A 21,766-nucleotide genomic window follows, 5' to 3' on the forward strand; every position below is an offset into this window, starting at 1 on the left:
GCAGCGTGCCGGGCCGTGTCAGATCTGCTCGCGGCGGGTGAGCTGCGTGAACGCCAGCCACCCCGGCAGCACCGGCAGCCAGAACGTCATCAGCCGGAACAGCAGCACGGCGGGCAGCGCCGCCTCCGTGGGCACGCCGAACGCGGCCAGCGTGCCGCTCAGCGCGAGCTCGACCGCGCCGATGCCGCCGGGCGTCGGGGCCGCCGACCCCAGTGCGTTCCCCGCCAGATAGACGACGGCCACGGTCGGCAGGGACACCTCCGCGCCGAACGCCCGCAGCGAGGAGTCCAGGCACAGCACGAACGCCAGCGTCATCAGCAGCATCCCGCCGATGCCGCTCAGCAGCTTCCTCGGCCGCTGCACCACGTCGAGCATCCGCGGCACCACGCCCGCGAACAGGCTCCGCACCCGCTCCGACAGCATCTTGCGCAGCGCCGGCACCGCCGTGACGATCAGCGCGGCCACCGCCACCGTCAGCACCCCGGCGATCACCGTGCGGGACGGGGAGAGCGTCGGCGTGTGCTCCGTGCCCGTCAGGTAGCCGAACAGCAGCAGCAGCGCGACGTGCGCCCCGAGCCCGAACAGCTGGGACGCGCCGACGCTCGCTACCGCGTGCCCCGGGCGCAGGCCCTGCCGCTGGAGGTACCGCGCGTTCAGCGCGACGCCCCCGATCGCGGCCGGCGCGACCAGCTTGACGAACGACCCGGCGACCTGCGCCGAGACCGTCCGCAGGTACGCCACCTTCTCCGGCACGAAGCCGAGCAGGCTCAGCGCCGCCGCGAAGTACGTCAGGGCGGAGAAGCTGGCCGCCGCGCCGACCCACCACCAGTTGGCGCCGCTGACCTGGTCGAAGCGGATGTCCACGAACTGCGTCGACAGGAAGTACGCCGCGAACGCCGCCGCGATGATGCTGACCAGCGTGCGCGGCCTGATCCGCTCCACCCGGGCGGGCTCTATCGGCGCCTGCGGCCGGATCCGCAGCACCTCCTGCCGGATCTCCGACAGCAGGTCGGGCTCCTTGGCCTGCTCCAGCGCCTCCTCCATCACCTGCTTCTCGGCCTGCTTGGCGGCTTTGAGCGCCTTCCGGTCCGCCTTGCGGTCGCCGGTCACCGGCACGCTGCCGCGCGCCTCGCGGTAGGCGCGGGTGGCGTCCAGCACCGCCTGGCGCTCCCGCTGGGCGCGCTCGCGCGCCAGCTGCCGCAGCGTGGCCCGGGTGTCGCGGCTGAGCGTGATCGGCTGGAGCAGCGGCAGGCTGTGCGCCACCGCGTCCGGCCCCAGCACGGCCACCGCCGCCGCCACCGCCCGCTCCGCGCCCACCCGCAGGCCGAACGTCGTCAGCAGCTGCGCCACGTCCATGCGCAGCAGCAGGTCACCGGCGGCGATCTCGCCGCCGCGCACCTGCGTCAGGTAGACCTGGCCGTCCCGGTCGACCAGCAGCGAGCCGCCGTCCAGGCGCCGGTGCGCGATCCGCCGCGACTGGAGCGCCTGGACCTGCCGCCACGCCGACTCCATCAGCTCGTCGGTGATCTCGTCATCGGGCAGCGTGTTCAGGTCCCGGCCGCCGACGTGCTCGTAGGCGAGCATCACCGCGTCCGGGCCCAGCTCGCACGTCGCGACCAGCTTCGGGGTGCGCGCCCCCGCCGCCGTGGTGGCGAACGCCAGCAGCGCCTCCTGCTCCAGCACCTGCCGCAGCGTCGGCAGGCTGCGGCGCTGGGTGATGCCGCGCAGCGCCAGGCGCCGCCACGCCCGGTAGAAGAAGCCCTTCGCCTGCTGTTCGCGGTCCACCACCGTCACGTCCAGCGGCGGCCCCGACTCCTGCGTCACCAGGTAGCGCCGCACCGGCTCGGCTCGGTCGCTGTCCTGGTCCGGGTCCTCCCGTTCCTCGGCCCGCAGCGCCGCCACCGGCCGGAACCCGGCCTGCCGCAGCCCGGCGAGCATCTGCTGCCCGGTGGGCCGGACGTTCGGCGTGCCGACGGCGTACAGCGTGGCGTACGCCACGGTCCAGCCGATGAGCGCCGTCACCACCAGGGAGAACGGCGTGGAGTACCCGGCCACCAGCACGGCCGTCGCGTCGAGCAGCAGCACCGACCAGACCGCGAGCCGCCAGCGCGGCCGGTGCGCCATGCCGACGGCCGTCACGTACGCGATCACCGGGCCCAGGTAGCCGTGCACCGGGTCGGTCCAGCCACCGCCCTGGGCCTCGCGGGTCAGAGCGTTCTCCACCGAATCGGGTGACATCTGCGTCACCCACAGGCTGAACGTCAGCGACACCCCGTGCGCCAGCACCGCCGCCAGCACGCCGTCGGCGATGCGCAGCCCGTCCCGCTTCACCAGCCGCTCGATGGCGAACGCGACCGGGACCACGAGCACCGCGATGCTGGAGGCGAAGCCCGCGAAGTTGATCAGCAGCGAGGGCGCCTGGTCGGCCCCCTTGTCGACGTCCCGCTCGATGCCCTCGGTCGTGCCGATCGCGAACGTCGCCAGCCCGATGACCAGGGCGATGCCCATCAGGCCGAGCAGCACCCGCAGCAGATCCGACGGCCGGTGGACCCGGGCGGCGAGCAGCGGCTCGTCCACCTCCAGCGGGTCGTGCGCCGTGCCGTGCGCTGTACCGTGCGCCGTATCATGGCGCGGCTCCGCGCCGGACGGCGGTCCGGGCTCCTCGCCCGCTGACCACTCGGCCGGTCGCCGCGCCCGTTCCTCGTCGCCCCGTATCACTGGCCGCGTCCTCGCTCTTCCCCGAACGCCCCCCCGTACGGAATCGCCGACCAGCACGCCTGACGGCCCCCGTAGGGACGATAGTGACACGAGGGACCGGCCCCCGTCCGGCGGGGGCCACCCGGACGGGGGTGACGTGCGGCACCATGGGCCCCATGCCGCGCCCCACCGCACACCGGCTGCCGGACTACGCCGACCGGGTACTCAGCGCCGCCGAGCGCGTCCCGCCCGGCCGTGTCGCCACCTACGGTGACCTGGCGCGGCTGCTCGGCGAGGGCGGCCCGCGGCAGGTCGGCCGGGTGATGGCGCTGTACGGCGGGGCCGTGCCGTGGTGGCGCGTGGTCCGCGCCGACGGACGGCTGCTGCCCGGCCGCGAAGGCGATGCCCTGGCGCACTACCGCGCCGAGGGGACCCCGCTGCGCGACCCCGGCACGCCCGGCGGCACCCCGCGCCTGGACATGCGGCGCGCCCGCTGGGACGGCGTCACGCGGTGACCCGGCCAGCGGCGCGGCGCCGCCCCTCACCGGCACCGGCTTCCGCCGCGGCGCTGTGGCCCAGCCGCCGGCTGGCGTAGCGTCTGCACCACCAGTGCCTGTCGTCGTGCCGGCGCGTGCGGCCGCCGGCCGGCGCAGCCCCGGACGACAGGCCCTGACCCGCCTGGTCCGCCACAGAATCCGCGATGCACGTGAGCCTCTCCGTCCCGTCCACACCGTCTGTCCCGTCCACCAGCCAGCCGCCCGCCCCGGGAGCGTACCGACTGGTCCGCACGCCGGCCGCCGCCGCACGTGTCCCTGCGGTGGACGCCAGCCAGCGCGCCGTGGTTGAGCACCCCGGCGGGCCGCTGCTCGTCCTCGCGGGCCCCGGCACCGGCAAGACGACCACCCTCGTCGAGGCCGTGGCCCGCCGGGTGGAGCGTGGCGCGGACCCCGAACGTCTGCTCGTGCTGACCTTCAGCCGGAAGGCCGCGGCCGAACTGCGTGACCGGATGACCGCGCGCCTGGGAGGACGCGCGCCGCAGGCCAGCACGTTCCACTCATTCGCCTACGCGTTCGTCCGCGCCCACCAGGACCGGGACGCCTTCGCCGAGCCGCTGCGCCTGCTGTCCGGGCCGGAGCAGGACCTCTACCTGCGGGAACTCCTCGCCGGGCACCAGGAGCTGGCCGCCGAGGGCCGCGGCATGACCTGGCCCGCGGAGCTGCGGGCCTGCCTGACCACGCGCGGGTTCGCCGACGAGCTGCGCGCCGTGCTCGCCCGCGCCCGCGAGATCGGGCTCGGGCCGGGCACACTCGCCGGGTTCGCACGCCGCACCGGGCGGCCGGACTGGGAGGCCGCGGCCCGGTTCCTCGCCGAGTACCTCGACGTCACGCAGGCGCAGGGGGTCATCGACTACACCGAGCTGCTGCGCCGCGCCGTGCGCCTGGCCGACCGCCCGGACGTCGCCGCCGCGCTGCGCGCCCGCTACGACGCGGTCTTCGTCGACGAGTACCAGGACACCGATCCCTCGCAGGTCGCGCTGCTGAAGGCGCTGGCCTCCGGCGGGCGCGACCTGGTGGTCTTCGGCGACCCCGACCAGTCCATCTACGCCTTCCGGGGCTCGGACGTCGGCGGGATACTCGGCTTCCCCCACGCCTTCCCCACCGCGTCCGGTGAGCCCGCGCCCGTGGCCGTGCTCACCGTCAACCGGCGCTCCACGCCCGCGCTGCTGGCCGCCACCCGGCGGCTGGCCGAGCGCATGCCGCTGGCCCGGCTCCCCGCCGACGCCGTGCGCCGCCACCGCGCCCTGACCCCCGCCGCGCCTGACGGGACCGGCGCAACCGGCGGGGAGCACGACCCCGGCCAGGGCGGCGTCGAGGTGTACACCTTCCCCACTCACGGCGCCGAGCTGGAAGGCGTCGCCGACCTGCTGCGCCGCGCCCACCTGGAGGACGGGGTCGCCTGGCGCGACATGGCCGTGCTGGTGCGGGCGGGCGCCCGCTCCCTGCCCGGCGTGCGCCGTGCCCTGGCCTCCGCCGGGGTCCCCGTCGACGTGGACGGCGACGACCTGCCGCTGCGCCACGAACCCGCCGTGGCCCCGCTGCTGACCGCGCTCCGTGCCGTGGCCGAGCCGGGCGACCGCCTCAGCCCCGAGACGGCCGTATCCCTGCTCACCTCGCCGCTCGGCGGCATGGACGCCGCCGACCTGCGGCGCCTGGGCCGGGCCCTGCGCACCGAGGAACGCGCCGCGGGCGTCGCCGTGCCGCGTCCCTCCGGCGAACTGCTGGCGCGGGCGCTGGCCGAGCCGGAGCGCCTGGTCACCCACGACCCGTCCTACGCGGGCGACGCCCAGCGCCTCGGCCTGCTGCTGCGGAAGGCCCGCGAGCTGCTGGCGGGCGGCGGCACCGCCGAGGAGGCGCTGTGGCTGCTGTGGGACGGCACGCCGTGGCCCGCGCGCCTGGAGCGCGCCGCGCGGCGCGGCGGCCCCGCCGGGCGCAACGCCGACCGCGACCTGGACGCCGTCTGCGCGCTGTTCGCCACCGCCGCCCGCGCCGAGGAGCGCACCGGCGGGCGTGGCGCGCTTAACTTCCTGAGTGAGCTGGAGGCCCACGACATCGCGGCCGACACCCTCACCGGCCGGGCCGTCCGCCCCGACGCCGTGCGCCTGATGACCGCGCACCGTGCCAAGGGCCTGGAGTGGCGGCTGGTCGTGATCGCCGGGGTGCAGGAGGGGGTCTGGCCCGACCTGCGGCGGCGCGGCTCGCTGCTGGAGGCGGACCGCATCGGCCGCGACGGCCTCGCCGAGCCGCTGAGCCCCGCCGCGCTGCTGGCCGAGGAGCGGCGGCTGTTCTACGTCGCCGCGACCCGCGCCCGTGAGCGGCTCGTGGTCACCGCCGTCAGCGGCGAGGACGACGGCGAGCAGCCGTCCCGGTTCCTGTCGGAGCTGGGCGTCACCCCGCGCGAGGTGACCGGCAGGCCCCGCCGGCCGCTCGCGCTGTCCGCGCTCATCGCCGAGCTGCGCGCCACCACCGTCGATCCCGCCGCCTCACCCGCGCTGCGCCGGGCCGCCGCCCGCCGCCTGGGGCGCCTGGCCGCGCTCCGGGACGACGACGGCTACCCGCTTGCGCCCGCCGCGCACCCCGAGCGCTGGTGGGGGCTGCGGGAGCAGACCCGCGCGCCGCGGCCCGTGCGCGACCCTGAGCGGCCCGTCGCGCTCTCCGGCAGCGCCCTGGGGCAGCTCGCCAGCGCCTGCTCGCTGGAGTGGTTCCTCGGCCGCGAGGTGCACGCCGACACACCCGCCAGCACGGCGCAGGGCTTCGGCAACGTCCTGCACGTGCTCGCCGACGAGGTCGCCTCCGGCACCACGCCCGCCGACCTGTCGGTGCTGATGGAACGGCTGGAGACGGTCTGGGACGCGCTGGCGTTCGAGGCGCCGTGGCAGTCCCGCAAGGAGCAGGCCGAGGCACGCGCCGCCCTCGAACGCTTCCTGCGCTGGCACGTGCTGCAACGGCAGTCGGGCCGCGAGCCGGTCGCGAGCGAGCAGGAGTTCGACGTGACGCTGCCGGCGGGGGCGCACCAGGTGCGGGTGCGCGGTGTGGTGGACCGGGTGGAACGGGACGCCGAGGGCCGGTACTACGTCGTGGACTTCAAGACCGGGCGGACGCGGCCCAGCCGCGCCGAGGTGGAGCGCCACCCGCAGCTGGCCGTCTACCAGCTTGCGCTGCGGGAGAGCGACGCGCGGGTCGGCGGCGCGGAGCTGGTGCACCTGCGGCAGGGGGCGGCGCGGCGCGACGGCGGCGACGCGCTGCCCGCCGTGCAGCGGCAGCCGCCGCTGCCCGGGGACCACCATGACAGCAGCGACGGCAGTGACAGCGGTGACTGGGTCAGCGAGCTGCTCGCCACGGCGGCCGGCCGGGTGCTCGACGAGCGCTTCGTGCCCACGCCCGGCCGCCAGTGCGGCACCTGTGTCTTCCGCAGCTCGTGCTCCGCAAGGCCCGAGGGCAGGCACGTCATCGAGTAGCCGGGCTGTCGGCCCCGGGCGTTAGTGTCACTGTCGTGTCCGCCCGCCTCACCAAACCCGAGGACCTCGTCGAGCTGCTCGGCATCCCGTTCACCGCCGAGCAGCTGGCCTGCATCACCGCGCCCATGGCGCCCCAGGCCATCGTGGCGGGCGCCGGCTCGGGCAAAACGACGGTCATGGCGGCCCGCGTGGTGTGGCTCACGGGCACCGGCCAGGTCGCCCCCGAGCGGGTGCTGGGCCTGACGTTCACCAACAAGGCGGCGGGCGAGCTGGCCGAGCGCGTGCGCGCCGCCCTGCTGCGTGCCCGGATCGTCTCCCCGGAGGACGGCGAGCCGCAGATCTCCACGTACCACGCGTTCGCCGGGCGGCTCCTCACCGAGCACGGGCTGCGCCTGGGCATCGAGCCCGCGTCGCGGCTGCTCGCCGACGCCGGGCGGTACCAGCTCGCCGCCGAGGTGCTGCGCGCCGCCCCCGCCGACTTCGACCCGCCCTCCAGCGGCTTCAGCTCCCTCGTCGCCGACCTGGTCGCCCTGGACAGCGAGATGTCGGAGCACCTGGTCGAGCCCGGCCAGCTGCGGGACTTCGACGCCCGCCTGCTGGCCGAGCTGGAGTCCGCCGAGCTGACCAACGAGGCGCTGCGGCAGATACCCGAGGCGGCCCGGGGCCGCGGCCAGCTGCTCGGCCTCGTCGAGGAGTTCCGTGCCCGCAAGCGCGCCCGCGACCTGCTGGACTTCGGCGACCAGATCGCGCAGGCGGCGCGGCTGGCGCGCGAGGTGCCGGAGGTCGGGCGGGCGCTGCGCGAGCAGTTCGGCGTCGTGCTGCTGGACGAGTACCAGGACACCTCGGTCGCCCAGCGGGTCCTGCTGTCGAGCCTGTTCGGCGGCGGGACGGGTCACCCGGTCACCGCCGTCGGCGACCCCTGCCAGGCGATCTACGGCTGGCGCGGCGCCTCGGTCGCCAACCTGGACGACTTCCCTGCCCACTTCCCGGCCCGGGACGGCGGCACGCCCCGCCTGAGCCTGAGCGAGAACCGCCGCAGCGGCGGGCGGCTGCTGGCCCTGGCCAACGAGCTGGCCGCGCCGCTGCGCGAGCGCCACCCCGCCGTCGTGCCGCTGCGCCCGGCGCCCGGCGCCGAGCTGGACGGCCGTGTCCGGTGCGCCCTGCTGCGCACCCACGCCGAGGAGCTGGCGTGGCTGGCCGACTCGGTGGCGCATCTGGTGCGCACCGGCACCCCGCCCGGCGAGATCGCCGTGCTGTGCCGCACGGCGGGCGACTTCCCCGCGATCCAGCGGGAGCTGGTCGCGCGGGACGTGCCGGTGGAGGTGGTCGGCCTGTCCGGGCTGCTGCACATGCCGGAGGTCGCCGACCTCGTCGCCGTCTGCCAGGTGCTCGCCGACCCCACGGCGAACGCCGCGCTGGTGCGGCTGCTGACCGGGCCGCGGTGGCGGATCGGGCCGCGGGACCTGGCGCTGCTTGGCCGCCGCGCCCGGCTGCTGGTGCGGCAGGCGCGCGGCGAGGACGACGCCGCGGCCGGGCGGGACCGGCTGGCGGAGGCCGTCGAGGGGACCGACCCGGCCGAGGTGACGTCGCTGGCCGACGCGCTCGACACGTTCCTCGGCGGCGCCCAGGAGCCCGACGACGGGCTGGAGTTCTCCGCCGAGGCCCGGGTGCGGTTCGCGCACCTGGCGGCCGAGATCCGGGAGCTGCGCCGCTCGCTGGGCGACCCGCTGATGGACGTGCTGCACCGGGTGCTCGCCGTCACCGGCCTGGAGGTTGAGCTGTCGGCCTCGCCGCAGGCCCTGGCCGCCCGGCGGCGGGAGACGCTCGGGGCGTTCCTGGACGTGGCGGCCGGGTTCGCCACCGGGCGCGGCGGGGCGGCGCTGGACGGGGAGCCGACGCTGCCCGCGTTCCTCGCCTTCCTGCGGGCCGCCGACCAGTACGACCGGGGACTGGACGCCTCGCTGCCCGGCGGCTCCAACGCCGTGAAGGTGCTCACGGTGCACAAGGCCAAGGGCCTGGAGTGGGACGTCGTGGCGCTGCCCGGCCTGTGCGCGGACGGCTTCCCCGCCCGGTCCTCGCGCGACTCCTGGCTGCGGCACGCCAGGGCGCTGCCGCACCCGCTGCGCGGCGACGCCGGCACGCTGCCTGAGATCAGGGAGTGGACCTCGGCCGCGCACCGGCAGTACACGCGGGACGTGGCCGAGCACCTGGCGCTGGAGGAGCTGCGGCTGGGCTACGTCGCGTTCACGCGGGCCCGCTCGCTGCTGCTCGGCTCCGGCCACTGGTGGGGGCCGAGCCAGAAGAAGCCGCGCGGCCCCTCGCCCTTCCTCGAGGCGATGCGGCGGCACTGCGAGGCCGGGCCGGACCACGGCGAGGTCGAGGCGTGGGCCGGCCCGCCCGCCGAGGGCGAGGAGAACCCGGCGCTCGGCCGCCCGGTGGCCGAGGCGGAGTGGCCGATGCCGCTCGACGCCGCCGCGCTGGCCCGCCGCCGCGAGGCGGCGGACCAGGTGCTGGCCTGGCTGCGCGCCGGGACGGCAAAGGACGGGGACGGCGCCGGGGACGACGTGGGGGATTCCGGCGACGGGGACGGCGGCGACGGCGACGACGCCGGGCTGACGCCCGAGGAGCGGCGGCTGGTCGCCTCGTGGGACCGCGACCTGCCCGCGCTGGCGGCGGAGCTGCGGCGCTCCCGGCAGGCGGTGCGCGAGGTGCCGCTGCCCGCCTCCCTGACCGCTTCCCAGGTGCAGCGGCTCGCGGCGGACCCGGAGGAGTTCGCGCGCGAGCTGGCCCGCCCCATGCCCCGGCCCCCGCAGCCCGCGGCGCGGCGCGGCACCCGCTTCCACGCCTGGGTCGAGTCGCGGTTCGAGGCCCTCGCGCTGCCGATGCTCGGCCCGGACGAGCTGCCCGGCGGCGATCCGGAGGAGGATGCCGAGATCAGGGACGAGCGGGAGCTGGCCGCCCTGAAGGAGGCGTTCGCGCGCACTCCCTACGCCAGCCGCACGCCGTACCGCATCGAGGTGCCGTTCCAGCTGGAACTGGCGGGGCGGATCGTCCGGGGCCGCATCGACGCCGTCTACCGCACACCGGGGCCGGCCGGGCCGTCGAGCGACACCTACGAGATCATCGACTGGAAGACGGGCCGCCGCCAGGACGCCGACCCGCTGCAGCTGGCCATCTACCGGCTGGCGTGGGCCGAGCGGCACGGCCTGCCCCTGTCGGCCGTGTCGGCGGCGTTCCTGTACGTGCGCAGCGGTGAGGTGGTCAGGCCGCCGGTGCTGCCTGGCCGCGCCGTGCTGGAGCGGCTGCTGCTGGGGGACGACGGGTGGGAGCCGAACGTTCCCGGTTAGGCTCGTAGGCATGTGTACGACCCCGGCCCAGGACGGCGCTGTCCGGCCTCCCATCGCGCTGACGAGCACCGGCGGCATCGACAGAGGCACCAGCCACCGCCTCGACGAGGCGTGGCTGGCCGCCGCGTGGAGTCACCCGACGACCAGGGTCTTCGTGGTCTCCGGCGGCCAGGCGCTGATCGAGGAGTCCGAAGACGGCCGGACCGAGCTGGTGATGATGCCCTCGTTCGACGCCCCGCTGACCGAGGCGCACCGGTACTTCCTCGGCACGGACGAGGAGGGCGTGCGCTACTTCGCGCTCCAGAAGGACGCGCTGCCGGGGCGCATGGACGACGCGGCCCGCCCCGCCGGGCTGCGGGAGGCGGCCGCGCTGCTGTCGGACCGGGACAACGAGCTGCTGGTGCACGCCGTCGCCCTGGAGAACTGGCAGCGGATGCACCGCTTCTGCTCCCGCTGCGGCGAGCGGACGGTCATCGCGGCGTCGGGGCACATCAGGCGCTGCCCGGCCTGCGGCGCCGAGCACTACCCGCGGACGGACCCGGCCGTGATCATGCTCGTCACCGACGACGAGGACCGCGCGCTGCTCGGGCGCCAGCTGCACTGGCCCAAGGGCCGGTACTCCACGCTCGCGGGCTTCGTCGAGCCGGGGGAGTCGGTCGAGCAGGCGGTCATACGCGAGGTCGCCGAGGAGGCGGGCGTCACGGTCGGGCAGGTGCAGTACGTCGCCAGCCAGCCGTGGCCGTTCCCGTCCAGCCTGATGCTGGGGTTCATGGCGCAGGCGACGTCCACCGAGGTGCGCGTGGACGGGGAGGAGATCGACGAGGCGCGCTGGTTCTCGCGCGACGACCTCCGCGCCGCCCTGGAGTCGGGTGAGGTTCTCCCCCCGACCGGCGTCTCCATAGCCTCCCGCCTCATCGAGATGTGGTACGGAAAGCCGCTGACGTGACGCCGGGCGGGGGAAGACTGCGCGGCGGTCAGGCGGCGAGTGCCTTCTTGACCTCGGCCACCGACGGGTTGGTCATCGTGACCTCGCCGGAGCCGCTGTCCGGCACCACGACCAGCGTCGGTACGGTCTGGTTGCCGTTGTTGACCCGCTCCACCACGGCCGCGGCCTCAGGGTCGCGCTCGATGTCGATCTCCGTGTAGGCGATGCCCTCACGGTCGAGCTGGCTCTTGAGCCGACGGCAGTAGCCGCACCACGTCGTCGTGTACATCGTCACGCTGGCCATGGCCTCGGCGCTCCTTCACTCGGTTTCACTCGTTGTCGGCGGTCGTCCGGCGGCCGCCCGGCGGACGACCGCCTGGTCAGCCGACTCGCTCGTCCGCTCTTCGTCGCTTCAGCGTTCAACTACAGCACGCGTCTGTCGCAACGCCGCGTGCGGTACGAATAATCCCGCCTGGCTGTGGACAACCACTCCAGCCCCTCACGCCGAACTGGCAGCATGGCGGACGTGACAGCCCCGCTCTTCACTCCAGGCGCCCCTGACCCCGCCGACCCGGCCGACCCGGCCGCCCCGGCCGAGGCCGTGCTCGACGGCCTCGACCCGGAGCAGCGGGCCGTGGCGACCACGCTCGACGGCCCGGTGTGCGTGCTCGCCGGCGCCGGGACCGGCAAGACGAGGGCGATCACCCACCGGATCGCCTACGGCGTCAGAGCCGGGTTCTACAAGCCGCCGACGGTGCTGGCGGTCACGTTCACGCAGCGGGCCGCGGGGGAGATGCGCGGCAGGCTGCGGCAGCTGGGCGCGGGCGGCGTGCAGGCGCGCACGTTCCACGCCGCCGCCCTGCGGCAGCTCCAGTACTTCTGGCCGCAGGCGGTGGGCGGGGAGCCGCCGCGCCTGCTGGAGCGCAAGGTGTCCCTGGTCGCGGAGGCGGCGGCGCGCTGCCGCCTGCGCCTGGACCGCCCGGAGCTGCGGGACGTCACGGGCGAGATCGAGTGGGCGAAGACGACGCAGACGACCCCGGACGACTACCCCGCGGCCCTGGTCAAGGCGGGCAAGGAGCCGCCCCGCGACCCCGCCGAGACGGCGCGCGTGTACGCCACCTACGAGCAGCTGAAGCAGGACCGCGGCGTCATCGACTTCGAGGACGTCCTGCTGCTGACGGTGGGCATCCTGCAGGACCGCCCGGACATCGCCGACACGGTGCGGCGCCAGTACCAGCACTTCGTGGTGGACGAGTACCAGGACGTCAGCCCGCTCCAGCAGCGGCTGCTCCAGCTGTGGCTGGGCGACCGGGACAGCCTGTGCGTCGTCGGCGACGCCAGCCAGACGATCTACTCCTTCACCGGCGCCACCTCCGACCACCTGCTCGACTTCCGCCTGCGGCACCCGCACGCCACGGTGATCAGGCTGGTGCGGGACTACCGTTCCACGCCGCAGGTGGTACACCTGGCGAACGGGCTGCTCGCCCAGGCGAAGGGCCGCGCAGCCGAGCACCGGCTGGAGCTGGTCTCGCAGCGCCCGCCGGGTCCTGAGCCCGTCTTCGCGGAGTACGCCGACGAGCCCGCCGAGGCGGAGGCGACGGCCCGCCGCATCCGGGAGCTGATGGCCCCGGCGCACGAGGGCGGCCAGGGCGTTCCCGCCAGCGAGATCGCCGTGCTGTTCCGGGTCAACGCCCAGTCGGAGATCTACGAGCAGGCCCTGGCCGACGCCGGCGTGCCCTACCAGCTCAAGGGCGCTGAGCGCTTCTTCGAGCGTCCCGAGATCCAGCAGGCGGGGCTGGCGCTGCGCGGTGCCGCCCGCGCGGGGGAGAACGACCCGGCGGTCGCCGACGCCGACGGCCTGGCCGGGCAGGTCGGGGCCGTCCTCGGCAGCACCGGCTGGACGCCCGAGCCCCCGGCGGGCTCCGGTGCGGCGCGGGAGCGCTGGGAGTCGCTGCGCTCCCTGGTGCGGCTGGCCGAGGACTTCCAGCGGGCCCGGCCGGACGCCACGCTCGCCGCGTTCGTTGCCGAGCTGGACGAGCGGGCGGCGGCCCAGCACGCCCCGACGGTCGAGGGCGTCACCCTCGCGTCGCTGCACACCGCCAAGGGCCTGGAGTGGGACGCCGTGTTCCTCGTCGGCCTCACCGACGGGATGCTGCCGATCACGCACGCGAGGACCGCCGAGCAGATCGAGGAGGAGCGGCGCCTGCTGTACGTGGGCGTCACCCGGGCCAGGAAGTACCTGCACCTGTCCTGGGCGGTGGCCCGCTCGCCTGGCGGCCGGGCCAGCAGGCGCCCCAGCCGCTTCCTCGACGGGCTGCGGCCCGGGTCGGGACCGGCGAGCGGCAGGGGCGGCGCCGGGCGCGGCGTCGTGGAGCGCGGCGCGCAGCGGGTGCGCAGGCCCCGCGGCCCCGTCAGCTGCCGGGTGTGCGGCAGGACCCTGACGGAGGCCGCCGAGGTCAAGCTGCGCCGCTGCGAGGACTGCCCCTCCCGCATGGACGAGGGCCTGTACGAGCGGCTGCGCGAGTGGCGCCTGGAGCGTGCCCGGGAGCTGGGCCGGCCCGCCTACGCGGTGTTCACGGATGTCACGCTGATGGCGATCGCCGAGGACGTCCCCGGCAGCGAGCGCGACCTCGCCCGCATCCCCGGTGTCGGACCGCACAAGCTCCGCCAGTTCGGCCCCGAGGTCCTGCGGCTGTGCGCCGGCGAGCCCGCCGCGGAGCCGGACCAGGCCCAGCAGCCGGAGGGGGAGGAGGCCGGCCCGCCCGCCTGACGCCGCCAGGGGGCGATGCCGCGAAAACCCCAGCTCAAAAAATGGTTTGCGCGCCGTGCGGGCATCCGCATAGCGTTCCCTACACGGCCCAGGAAGGGTTTCCTTCCTGACCGGGCCGTGCTGTACTGAACTGCACCGTCCGCCGGGTCGGTTCGCCACCGCCCGAGATGCGCAGAAGGGAGCGAGACACGATGGCCAGCATCATCAACGCACTGCCGCGTCGTGCCGCCGCTGCCTCCTGCCTGCCTGGTGGCGTCCGCATTATCGGCACCGCCGCGCCTCGTGTGGTGGCGGCTAATGCGGCGGCAGTCAATGCCGTGGCCGCAGTGCGCCCGGCCGCCCGTGAAGAGGCTCGCGAGGCCGCCGCCTCCGCGCGTCCGGTTGCCTTCTCCGCGGTAGCGGCGGCTCGTATCGACGCGGAGACCGCCTTCGCGGCTCCCGGTGCCGGTACCTCCCAGACGCTCGGACAGCAGAAGACGCAGCTTCACGCCATGTGGGCCCTCCGCGGCCTTCAACCCTGGAGTGATCCAGCCTGATCGGCGAGATCAGGTCGGCACCTTCCAGGGCCGCGGAACCCACACCGGGATCCGCGGCCCTTCTGTTTTCCCTCGACCACAACCGAATGACCCGAGGACTGACCGTGCCACTCGCGCCGCACACCGCCCGCCCCGACCTGAACTCACCACCCGATCCGGAGACTTCCGTGACTTCGCTGTTCACGCTGAACGAGCTGGATGAGGCGATCGACCGCCTCGACGACGACGTGCCCTGCCGCACCGGCGACCCCGAGGTGTTCTTCGCCGAGTCCCCCGAGGACGTCGAGTACGCCAAGTCGCTGTGCCGCACCTGCCCGCTGCGCGACGCCTGCCTGGCCGGTGCGAAGGACCGCCGCGAGCCCTGGGGCGTCTGGGGTGGCGAGCTGTTCGTCCAGGGGGTTGTCGTGCCCAGGAAGCGGCCCCGTGGCCGCCCCCGCAAGAACGCGGTGACGGCATGAACATCCCCGGCACCATCGGACGGCCGGCTCCGCACGGCCCTGCCCAGGACCCTCAGATGACTTCCGACGAAACCGCCCGCAGTACCGCCGCCCGCACCGCGCAGGCGGCGGTCTGGCCAGGGCCCCACCAGAACAGGACCAGGCACATGCATCTCATGCCCGAAGCTCTGGCCCGCTCCCATATGGCCGACCTCACCAGGGAAGCGGAATCCCAACGGATCGCCAGGCAGCTGGCACTCGCCCAGCGCCTCAGGCGCCGCTCGCAGCGGCTGCACCGCCGCGCCGAGCGGGCCTCGCACCGGGCCCGCCGGGCCATGGCCCGGGCGCTCATGCAGTAACGCGCAAGTAGTAACGCAGCGCCGGCCCGGCGCACCGGCCTGCTTCTCCGGGGCCCCGGCCCTGAGCCGCCCGCCGCACCGCGGCCGCTCAGGCCGGGGCGCCGCTGCGGTCCACCCCGACGCGGAATCCGGGGAGGCCAGCGACCAGTTCTTCCCGCAGCCGCACCCGCGCCCCCAGCTGGCAGAGCACCCCGATCGTGCTCAGCGTCACCCGGTGGATGAGCAGGTACGAGGGCGGGAGGTTCAGCTGCCGCCCGAGCTGGTGCGCCTGCGAACGCGGGTCGGCGATGCGCCCGGCCTGCCGCCGCAGCCACTCACGGCTGAACGTGAACTCCGGCACCTGCGCGGGCTCGATGATCGGCAGCAGATAGTCCAGCACCGCCTCGGGATCCAGCTCGAGGGCCGGCTTGACGAAGCCCTCGGCGCACAGCTCCGCGTACACCTCCTCGGCTTTCCCGTCCAGCGTCATCCGCAGCGCCCTGCCGATCGCCGGCGGCAGGCCGTCCGGCAGCCGGTTCACGGCGCCGAAGTCCATCACGCCCAGGCGCCAGGAATCCACCGGCGCGCCGGGCTCCGGCGGCACCAGCCGGAAGTTGCCCGGGTGGGTGTCGGCGTGCAGCAGGCCCGTGCGTGCGGTGCCGGTGAAGAGGAACCGCGCCAGCAGCTGCCCGGCCCGGTCCCGCTCCTCCGGGGAACCGTGGCTGATCACCCGGGACAGCGGCACGCCGTCCAGCCACTCGCTGACGAGCAGCGTCTCCCCGTGCCACACCACCCGGGGCACCTGGATGCCCGGGTCACCGCTGAATTCCTCGGCGTACCTCCGCTGTGCCTGGGCCTCGAGCCGGTAGTCCAGCTCCTCGGACAGCCGCTCCCGCAGCTCCGCGATCAGCGGCTTGATATCCATGCCCGGCACCAGTGGCCCCAGCAGCCTGGCGAACCGGCCCAGCTGCGTCAGGTCCGACAGCAGCGCCTCTCCGGCACCCGGGTACTGGATCTTGACGGCCACCTCGCGCCCGTCGTGCCACACCGCGCGGTGTACCTGCCCGATGGAGGCCGCCGAGGCCGGCTGCTCGTCGAACTCCTCGAACCGCTCCCGCCAGTCCTCGCCCATGCGCTCCGCGAGCACGGCCCGCACGCTCGCCGCCGGCATGGGCGGCGCCGCGTCCTGAAGCTTCGTCAGCGCCGCGCGGTACGGGGCGGCGACGGACTCCGGCAGCGCCGATTCGAAGACGGACAGCGCCTGGCCCAGCTTCATCGCGCCGCCCTTGAGCTCCCCCAGCACGGAGAACAGCTGCTGCGCCGTGCGCTGCTGGAGCTCGCTGCCCACACGCTCCGCGGACCGGCCGCCTATGCGCTTGCCCAGGCCCCAGGTGGCGCGGCCGGCGAAGCTCAGCGGCAGCGTGGCGAGCTTGGCCGTCCTGGTGACCGCCTTGCGGGGTAGGTCCGACATGCCGTCCTCCAACTCCCATCAGGTCCCCGAGCCCACACCACGGGATTTACCCGCTCGCGCCCGGCCCAGCGACAGCCTCGGCGACCGGGGCCTGGCGGGCCGCCCCGCAGGAGCAGTCCGCGTGCGGCTCGATCGTATGCCGCCGCACGGACAGCTCGGGCAGGATCACTTCCGTGCGCACGCTGGGGCCCGGCGGCGCGACGCCGTCCAGGAACCGCAGCGCCTCCGCCGCCGCCAGCCCTGCCACGGCCGTCGCCAGCGCCGTGTCACAGGCGGGCACCCCGGGCAGGCGGCCGTTCCGCCACTGCGAGACCAGCAGCGGCCATCCCGGCTCCCGCTGCGCCCGCGCCCGCAGCAGGCATCCGGCGCAGCCGGTGACCCCTGGGCGGACCAGCGGGCCGTAAAAGCCCGTCGCCTCCACCACGCCCGCGAACAGATGCGCCGTACCCGCCCGCTGCGCCCCCTCGGACAGACCGGGGTCGAGAACGTAGGCCGACGTGCCCTCGCGCGGCGCGTAGATCACCAGCTGAGGGCCGCCCCGGCGCCGGTCCCGGACGGGGCCCGGCCCCCGCCGCCACGGCACCGACTCGCGCACCACCCGCCGGGCTGCCTCGCTTCGCCGCTCCCCGGCCTGCTCGGGCCGCACCCCGCCCGGCGCGGTGTCCGGCGGCTCGACCCGGCCGCCGTCGACCACCTCCACCGTGCCGACGCCGGCCCGCGCGAGCGTCGCCGCTAGCGTCGCCCCGACCCTGCCCGCGCCCCTGACCTGCACCCGCGCGCCGCGCCGCGCCAGCAGCCGCCGCAGGCCGCCGCCCGGCTCCGGATCCAGCAGTGACAGCGACGCCAGGTCGGGCCGCAGCCCGTCGGTCACCTGGGCCGCCGCCTGGCGGTCGGCCGTCGCGTCCTCCAGGACGCCCGCTGCGGTGAGGCGGTCGGCGATCTGTTCGGCCGTGTCCCCATCCAGGCCCAGCCGCACGGCCGCCTCGCGCAGCGCGGGCATGCCGCGGGTGCCGTCGAGCAGGGTCAGGAAGGTCTCGGTGGCGCCGTCCAGCGGGCCGAAGAGCACCGAGTGCGAGGGCGTCACCCCGTACCGCACCGTGTGCCTGTCGCGCCAGCTCCGGCGCAGCATGGGCTTGATGATCGGGTGCATGGCGACATCATGGGACGGGTCACCATGCTGTTGCTCAGAGTTATCCACAACGGCGCCGAAAAGTCATAAAAATAGCGTGTGGGCTGGCGTGATTCCCTCTCCCGCTTGACCGGAGAAGGACATTTCCGGCCGCCAGCGGGTAACGTCACAGTGTGCCCGCCGATCCGCTGAACAGCATCGGCCCGCCGCAGCGTACGTCCTCGGCGGGCGAGGCGGCCCTGGGCACCACGCCGTCCCGTGACCACGGGCCGGTCGAGGTGCGGCGCAGCTCCCGCCGCAAGCGCACGGTCTCCGCTTACCGCGAGGGCGATCGCACGATCGTGATGATCCCCGCCCGCATGAGCGCCGCCGAGGAGCAGCGCTGGGTGTCGGTGATGCTGGAGAAGCTGGCGGCCCAGGAGGACCGCCGGATGATAGACGACGAGGAGCTGGCCCGCCGCGCGTGCGAGCTCTCGGACCGGTACCTCCAAGGGCGTGCGCGGCCCGACAGCGTGCGCTGGGTCACCAACCAGAACGCCAGGTGGGGGTCGTGCACCCCGGCGCTGGGGAGCATCCGCCTGTCGCACCGCCTCCAGGGCATGCCGGAGTACGTCATCGACTACGTGCTGCTCCACGAGCTGGCCCACCTGCTCGTGCCCGGGCACGGGCCGGGTTTCTGGCGGCTGCTGGACAGCTATCCGCGCACCGAGCGTGCCCGGGGCTACCTGGAGGGCGTCGCCGCCGCCGAGCGCCTGCCGTACGTCCCCCGGGCGACGCGCGGGGACTGACCCCGCCTCGGGACTGTTGTCACCCGTACGGACTACGCTGATCCCTCGAGTACTGCCAGAACAAGGGAAGTCATTCGAGTTCGATGAGCGACGGGGGATGGCGTTACGCATGGTGACCCAGTTTCAGCGTGGCCAGAAGGCCAAGCTCAGCGATCTGACGCTGGGCACCGATCTGTACGTAGGGGTCCAGATCTCTGGGCCGGGACTGACCTTCGACATCAGCTGCTTCGGCCTCGACGCCGAGGAGCGCCTCTCGGACGACCGCTACTTCATCTTCTACAACCAGACCAAGTCGCCTGAGGAAGCGTTGCAGCTGCTCGGTCCGCAGGCGGGTGACACCGAGTCGTTCCGGGTGACGCTGGACCGGGTGCCCGCGCGCATCACGCGGCTCGCCTTCACCGCGACGATCGACGGTGCGGGCACGATGTCGCAGGTGGCGCCCGGATACATCCGGCTCGTCGCCGGCGGCGAGGAGGTCGTGCGCTACTCGTTCGACGGCTCCGCCTTCACGTCGGAGCGGGCCGTGATGCTGGCGGACCTCTACCGCAAGGACGTGTGGCGGTTCGCCGCCGTGGGCCAGGGCTTCGACGGCGGACTCGAGGCGCTGCTGCGGCACTTCGGCGGCGAGGTCGCGGAGGACGACCAGCCGCAGCAGCAGCCGGCCGGCGGTGCCCCGGGCTTCGCCCCGCCGGGTGGCGCTGCCCCAGGCTTCGCTCCGCCGGCGGGCGGCGGCGCGCCCGCGCCGGCCCCGGCTCCCGCGCCAGCGCCTGAGCCCGCGCCGGCCCCGGCCCCCGCGGCACCTCCGGCGGCGGCGCCTCCCGCGCCCGGGCCGGCCCCGGCTCCCGCCCCTGCCGCACCTCCGGCCGCGGCGCCTGCCCCCGGCGCCCCGGCCCCCGCGCCTGCGCCGGGGCAGTTCCAGAACCCCAGCATGGCGCCGACCATGCCGGCCCCGATACCGCAGGCCCCCGGAGGTTACCCGCCTCCGGCCGCCCCGCCCGGGCAGCAGCCGTACCCGCAGCAGCCGCAGGGTTTCGGTCCCACCCCGCCCCCTCCCGCCCCGCCGCAGCCGCAGGCTCCCGGCGGCCAGGCGCCGCCCCCGCAGCCGTACCCGCAGGCCGGCGCCCCCGCGCCCGCGGCCGGCACCATCCAGGACGTCCTCAACCAGTTCCGGGCCGGGGTGGAGCAGCGCCGCTGGAGCCAGCCGAATCCGCAGCTCGTCCGCGCCGACATAGCCCTGGACGGCCAGCCGGTCATGGCGCGCCTGGGAAGCATGGTGCTCTACCAGGGCGACGTCGAGTTCAGCCACAAGGGCCAGGGGCTCAAGCGCCGCCTGACCGCGGGCATGACCGGCCAGGGCTTCGGCTCCCTGATGCGCTGCACCGGCCGGGGCCAGATCTACTTCGCTGAAGAGGCCTCGCTCCTGCACACGGTCGAGCTCCAGGGCGACGCCCTGTGCGTCGCCTCGCAGCGGGTCCTGGCCTTCGACGAGAGTCTGGAGCACGAGGTCCGCCGGATCGACGGACACGGCCTGCCGGGCGGCTCGCTGTTCACCATGGAGTTCCGCGGCCACGGCACTCTGGTGCTCACCACCAGGGGCGCCCCCGTCGTACTGCCGGTCACGCCCACGACGTTCGCCGACGCCAACGCCGTCGTGGCCTGGTCCGCCGGGGCCCAGGTCCTGGTCTCCAACCAGGTGCGGCTGCGCCGCCACGCGTACCCCGGCCACACCGGGGAGACCACCCAGCTCCAGTTCCGCGGCGCACCGGGGAACTTCGCCATCGTCCAGCCCTACGAGATCTGACGGGAGCCCGTGATGGACCAGCACATGATTGCGGGCAATGCCGCGACCGCCCCGACGGTGAGGATGGAGAACCACGGTTCGGCCATGGCCAAGGTCGCCATGCAGACCGGCCAGGACCTGTACGCGCGGGCCGGCTCGATGGTCGCCTACGAGGGCTACATCCAGTACGAGGCCAATCCTCCGGGACTGCGCCAGGCCGCCGCCGGCTGGGTGACCGGTGAGCGGGTCCCGCTGATGCGGGCCCACGGCGACGGCGTCCTCTACCTCGCCGACTACGGCGCTAACGTCGTCTGCCTGCCGCTCCAGGGTGACAACCTGTCGGTGAACGCCAGCAACGTGCTCGCCTTCGACGCGCACCTCCAGTTCGGCGTGCAGCGCGTCAAGGGCGTCGCCAAGTTCGCCGGCCAGGGGCTGTTCAACATCGGCCTGTCCGGACACGGCTGGGTCGCCATCACCAGCCGGGGCCGTCCCCTGGTGGTGGACTGCGGCCAGACCGGAGGCGAGATCTACGTGGACCCCGACGCCCTCGTCGCGTGGTCCACCGGCCTGGAGATGAAGGGCAAGCGCAGCTTCAAGGCGTCCTCTCTCGTCGGCCGGGGCAGCGGCGAGGCGTACCAGCTGGCCTTCTCCGGCCAGGGCTACGTCATCGTGCAGCCCAGCGAGGACAGCACCGACCGGCTCAGCGGCCAGCAGAACTGACGGGGGAGAACGCCATGCAGAGTTCGATCTTCAACAACACCGTCACCCAGTCACAGGAGCGGTACGTGCTCCAGACGCCGCAGATGCTGCGGGTGGACCTCTCGGACGGCGAGGACGTCGTCGCCCGGACCGGGTCCATGGTGGCGTACGAAGGGCTCATCGACTTCGACGGCGAGTACCAGTCGCAGGGACAGCGCAGCCAGCAGTTCGCCACGGGCGAAGTGCTCCCGCTGATGCGCTGCTCCGGCCAGGGCGTGGTCTACCTGGCCAACCTGGCGCAGCACATCCACGTCATGGAGGTCGACCACGAGGGGCTGACCGTGGACAGCTCCTATGTGCTCGCCCTCGACGCCCACCTGCACTGGGAAGTGATCTCCGTCGAGAGCCAGTACGGCATCCCGGGCGTCGGCGCCTACAACCTGGTCATCTCCGGCCAGGGCAAGGTCGCCATCACCACCTCCGGCCCGCCGCTGGCGATGCAGGTCACCCAGGACCGTTTCTGCAGCGCCGACGCCGACGCCGTGGTGGCGTGGTCGACGGGGCTGCGGGTGCAGATGCAGGCGCAGACCGCCTCGCACTCGCTGTGGCGGCGCCGCGGGAACACCGGCGAGGGCTGGGAGCTCAACTTCATGGGCGACGGCTACGTCGTCGTGCAGCCGAGCGAGCTGCTGCCGCCGCAGACCGGGCCGCAGTCGGGCCTGATGGGCCAGTTCCGCCAGCAGGAGGGCACGCCCGGCCTGAACCAGCGCGGCGCCTGGGGCTGACGAGCCGCCGCGCCCGCCTGTCTCTCCCCGCGGCAGCGGCGGGGAGAGA

General features: G+C 74.7%; 16 protein-coding genes. 12 read left to right on the plus strand and 4 right to left on the minus strand.

The genetic code is table 11. The annotated features are described in order from the left end of the window. Window positions 1-18: 18 nt before the first annotated feature. Window positions 19-2,718 (minus strand): flippase-like domain-containing protein, encoded by a 2,700-nt coding sequence (locus JK356_RS06445; protein ID WP_374100616.1) that lies wholly within the window; start codon window positions 2,716-2,718, stop codon window positions 19-21. 146 nt (window positions 2,719-2,864) lie between these two features. On the opposite strand from JK356_RS06445, the gene JK356_RS06450 reads away from it, so the two are divergent. The 4 genes from JK356_RS06450 (at window position 2,865) to nudC (ending at window position 11,005) form a co-directional block, all read left to right on the plus strand. Then, window positions 2,865-3,212 (plus strand): MGMT family protein, encoded by a 348-nt coding sequence (locus JK356_RS06450; protein ID WP_201866571.1) that lies wholly within the window; start codon window positions 2,865-2,867, stop codon window positions 3,210-3,212. A 185-nt stretch (window positions 3,213-3,397) separates the two neighbouring features. Beyond that, window positions 3,398-6,712 (plus strand): ATP-dependent DNA helicase, encoded by a 3,315-nt coding sequence (locus JK356_RS06455; protein WP_201866572.1) that lies wholly within the window; start codon window positions 3,398-3,400, stop codon window positions 6,710-6,712. A 35-nt stretch (window positions 6,713-6,747) separates the two neighbouring features. Next, the gene (locus JK356_RS06460) at window positions 6,748-10,059 is read left to right on the plus strand and encodes an ATP-dependent DNA helicase (protein WP_201866573.1); all 3,312 of its coding nucleotides are present in this window, start codon (window positions 6,748-6,750) and stop codon (window positions 10,057-10,059) included. 10 nt (window positions 10,060-10,069) lie between these two features. Continuing rightward, a complete protein-coding gene (gene nudC, locus JK356_RS06465; RefSeq protein WP_201866574.1) occupies window positions 10,070-11,005 on the plus strand; it encodes an NAD(+) diphosphatase in 936 nt (311 codons plus the stop codon). Between the two features lie 28 nt (window positions 11,006-11,033). Here the strand turns inward: nudC and JK356_RS06470 are convergent, their stop codons facing one another. Continuing rightward, window positions 11,034-11,288 (minus strand): mycoredoxin, encoded by a 255-nt coding sequence (locus tag JK356_RS06470; RefSeq protein ID WP_236670853.1) that lies wholly within the window; start codon window positions 11,286-11,288, stop codon window positions 11,034-11,036. Window positions 11,289-11,501: 213 nt separating this feature from the next. On the opposite strand from JK356_RS06470, the gene JK356_RS06475 reads away from it, so the two are divergent. The 4 genes from JK356_RS06475 to JK356_RS22515 all read left to right on the plus strand — a co-directional run bounded on the left by JK356_RS06475 (window position 11,502) and on the right by JK356_RS22515 (window position 15,086). Beyond that, window positions 11,502-13,754, plus strand: a complete 2,253-nt coding sequence (locus JK356_RS06475; protein ID WP_201866575.1) for an ATP-dependent DNA helicase UvrD2 — start codon at window positions 11,502-11,504, stop codon at window positions 13,752-13,754. Between the two features lie 191 nt (window positions 13,755-13,945). Beyond that, complete coding sequence (locus JK356_RS06480; protein ID WP_201866576.1) at window positions 13,946-14,290, plus strand: hypothetical protein; 345 nt, start codon at window positions 13,946-13,948, stop codon at window positions 14,288-14,290. A gap of 86 nt (window positions 14,291-14,376) precedes the next feature. After that, window positions 14,377-14,748, plus strand: a complete 372-nt coding sequence (locus JK356_RS06485) for a WhiB family transcriptional regulator (protein WP_201866577.1) — start codon at window positions 14,377-14,379, stop codon at window positions 14,746-14,748. A 146-nt stretch (window positions 14,749-14,894) separates the two neighbouring features. Continuing rightward, window positions 14,895-15,086, plus strand: a complete 192-nt coding sequence (locus JK356_RS22515; protein WP_374100617.1) for a hypothetical protein — start codon at window positions 14,895-14,897, stop codon at window positions 15,084-15,086. Between the two features lie 88 nt (window positions 15,087-15,174). Here JK356_RS22515 and JK356_RS06495 read toward each other — a convergent pair whose 3' ends face one another. Together JK356_RS06495 and JK356_RS06500 are read right to left on the minus strand one after the other, a co-directional pair. Next, window positions 15,175-16,536: an AarF/ABC1/UbiB kinase family protein gene (locus JK356_RS06495; protein ID WP_201866579.1), complete on the minus strand. Its 1,362-nt coding sequence runs from the start codon at window positions 16,534-16,536 to the stop codon at window positions 15,175-15,177. A gap of 46 nt (window positions 16,537-16,582) precedes the next feature. Next, window positions 16,583-17,686, minus strand: coding sequence for a TOMM precursor leader peptide-binding protein (locus tag JK356_RS06500; protein ID WP_201866580.1), 1,104 nt, complete (start codon window positions 17,684-17,686; stop codon window positions 16,583-16,585). A gap of 152 nt (window positions 17,687-17,838) precedes the next feature. On the opposite strand from JK356_RS06500, the gene JK356_RS06505 reads away from it, so the two are divergent. The 4 genes from JK356_RS06505 to JK356_RS06520 all read left to right on the plus strand — a co-directional run bounded on the left by JK356_RS06505 (window position 17,839) and on the right by JK356_RS06520 (window position 21,717). Next, complete coding sequence (locus JK356_RS06505) at window positions 17,839-18,453, plus strand: M48 family metallopeptidase (RefSeq protein ID WP_201866581.1); 615 nt, start codon at window positions 17,839-17,841, stop codon at window positions 18,451-18,453. Window positions 18,454-18,562: 109 nt separating this feature from the next. Continuing rightward, complete coding sequence (locus JK356_RS06510) at window positions 18,563-20,254, plus strand: TerD family protein (protein ID WP_201866582.1); 1,692 nt, start codon at window positions 18,563-18,565, stop codon at window positions 20,252-20,254. Between the two features lie 12 nt (window positions 20,255-20,266). Next, window positions 20,267-20,953, plus strand: a complete 687-nt coding sequence (locus JK356_RS06515) for an AIM24 family protein (protein ID WP_201866583.1) — start codon at window positions 20,267-20,269, stop codon at window positions 20,951-20,953. 14 nt (window positions 20,954-20,967) lie between these two features. Then, entirely contained in the window at window positions 20,968-21,717 is a 750-nt protein-coding gene (locus tag JK356_RS06520) for an AIM24 family protein (protein ID WP_201866584.1), read from the plus strand. Window positions 21,718-21,766 lie beyond the last annotated feature (49 nt).

Source organism: Streptomyces sp. 7-21 (assembly GCF_016741785.1).
Taxonomy (GTDB): domain Bacteria; phylum Actinomycetota; class Actinomycetes; order Streptomycetales; family Streptomycetaceae; genus Streptomyces.

Excerpts from the sequence above, each read along its gene's own strand:
- JK356_RS06515 (WP_201866583.1), top strand. The coding sequence starts at position 20,267 with ATGGACCAGCACATGATTGCGGGCAATGCCGCGACCGCCCCGACGGTG.
- nudC (WP_201866574.1), top strand. The coding sequence starts at position 10,070 with ATGTGTACGACCCCGGCCCAGGACGGCGCTGTCCGGCCTCCCATCGCG.
- JK356_RS06485 (WP_201866577.1), top strand. The coding sequence starts at position 14,377 with ATGACCCGAGGACTGACCGTGCCACTCGCGCCGCACACCGCCCGCCCC.
- JK356_RS06500 (WP_201866580.1), bottom strand. The coding sequence starts at position 17,686 with ATGCACCCGATCATCAAGCCCATGCTGCGCCGGAGCTGGCGCGACAGG.
- JK356_RS06455 (WP_201866572.1), top strand. The coding sequence starts at position 3,398 with ATGCACGTGAGCCTCTCCGTCCCGTCCACACCGTCTGTCCCGTCCACC.
- JK356_RS22515 (WP_374100617.1), top strand. The coding sequence starts at position 14,895 with ATGCATCTCATGCCCGAAGCTCTGGCCCGCTCCCATATGGCCGACCTC.
- JK356_RS06520 (WP_201866584.1), top strand. The coding sequence starts at position 20,968 with ATGCAGAGTTCGATCTTCAACAACACCGTCACCCAGTCACAGGAGCGG.
- JK356_RS06495 (WP_201866579.1), bottom strand. The coding sequence starts at position 16,536 with ATGTCGGACCTACCCCGCAAGGCGGTCACCAGGACGGCCAAGCTCGCC.
- JK356_RS06510 (WP_201866582.1), top strand. The coding sequence starts at position 18,563 with ATGGTGACCCAGTTTCAGCGTGGCCAGAAGGCCAAGCTCAGCGATCTG.
- JK356_RS06470 (WP_236670853.1), bottom strand. The coding sequence starts at position 11,288 with ATGGCCAGCGTGACGATGTACACGACGACGTGGTGCGGCTACTGCCGT.
- JK356_RS06480 (WP_201866576.1), top strand. The coding sequence starts at position 13,946 with ATGGCCAGCATCATCAACGCACTGCCGCGTCGTGCCGCCGCTGCCTCC.
- JK356_RS06475 (WP_201866575.1), top strand. The coding sequence starts at position 11,502 with ATGGCGGACGTGACAGCCCCGCTCTTCACTCCAGGCGCCCCTGACCCC.
- JK356_RS06450 (WP_201866571.1), top strand. The coding sequence starts at position 2,865 with ATGGGCCCCATGCCGCGCCCCACCGCACACCGGCTGCCGGACTACGCC.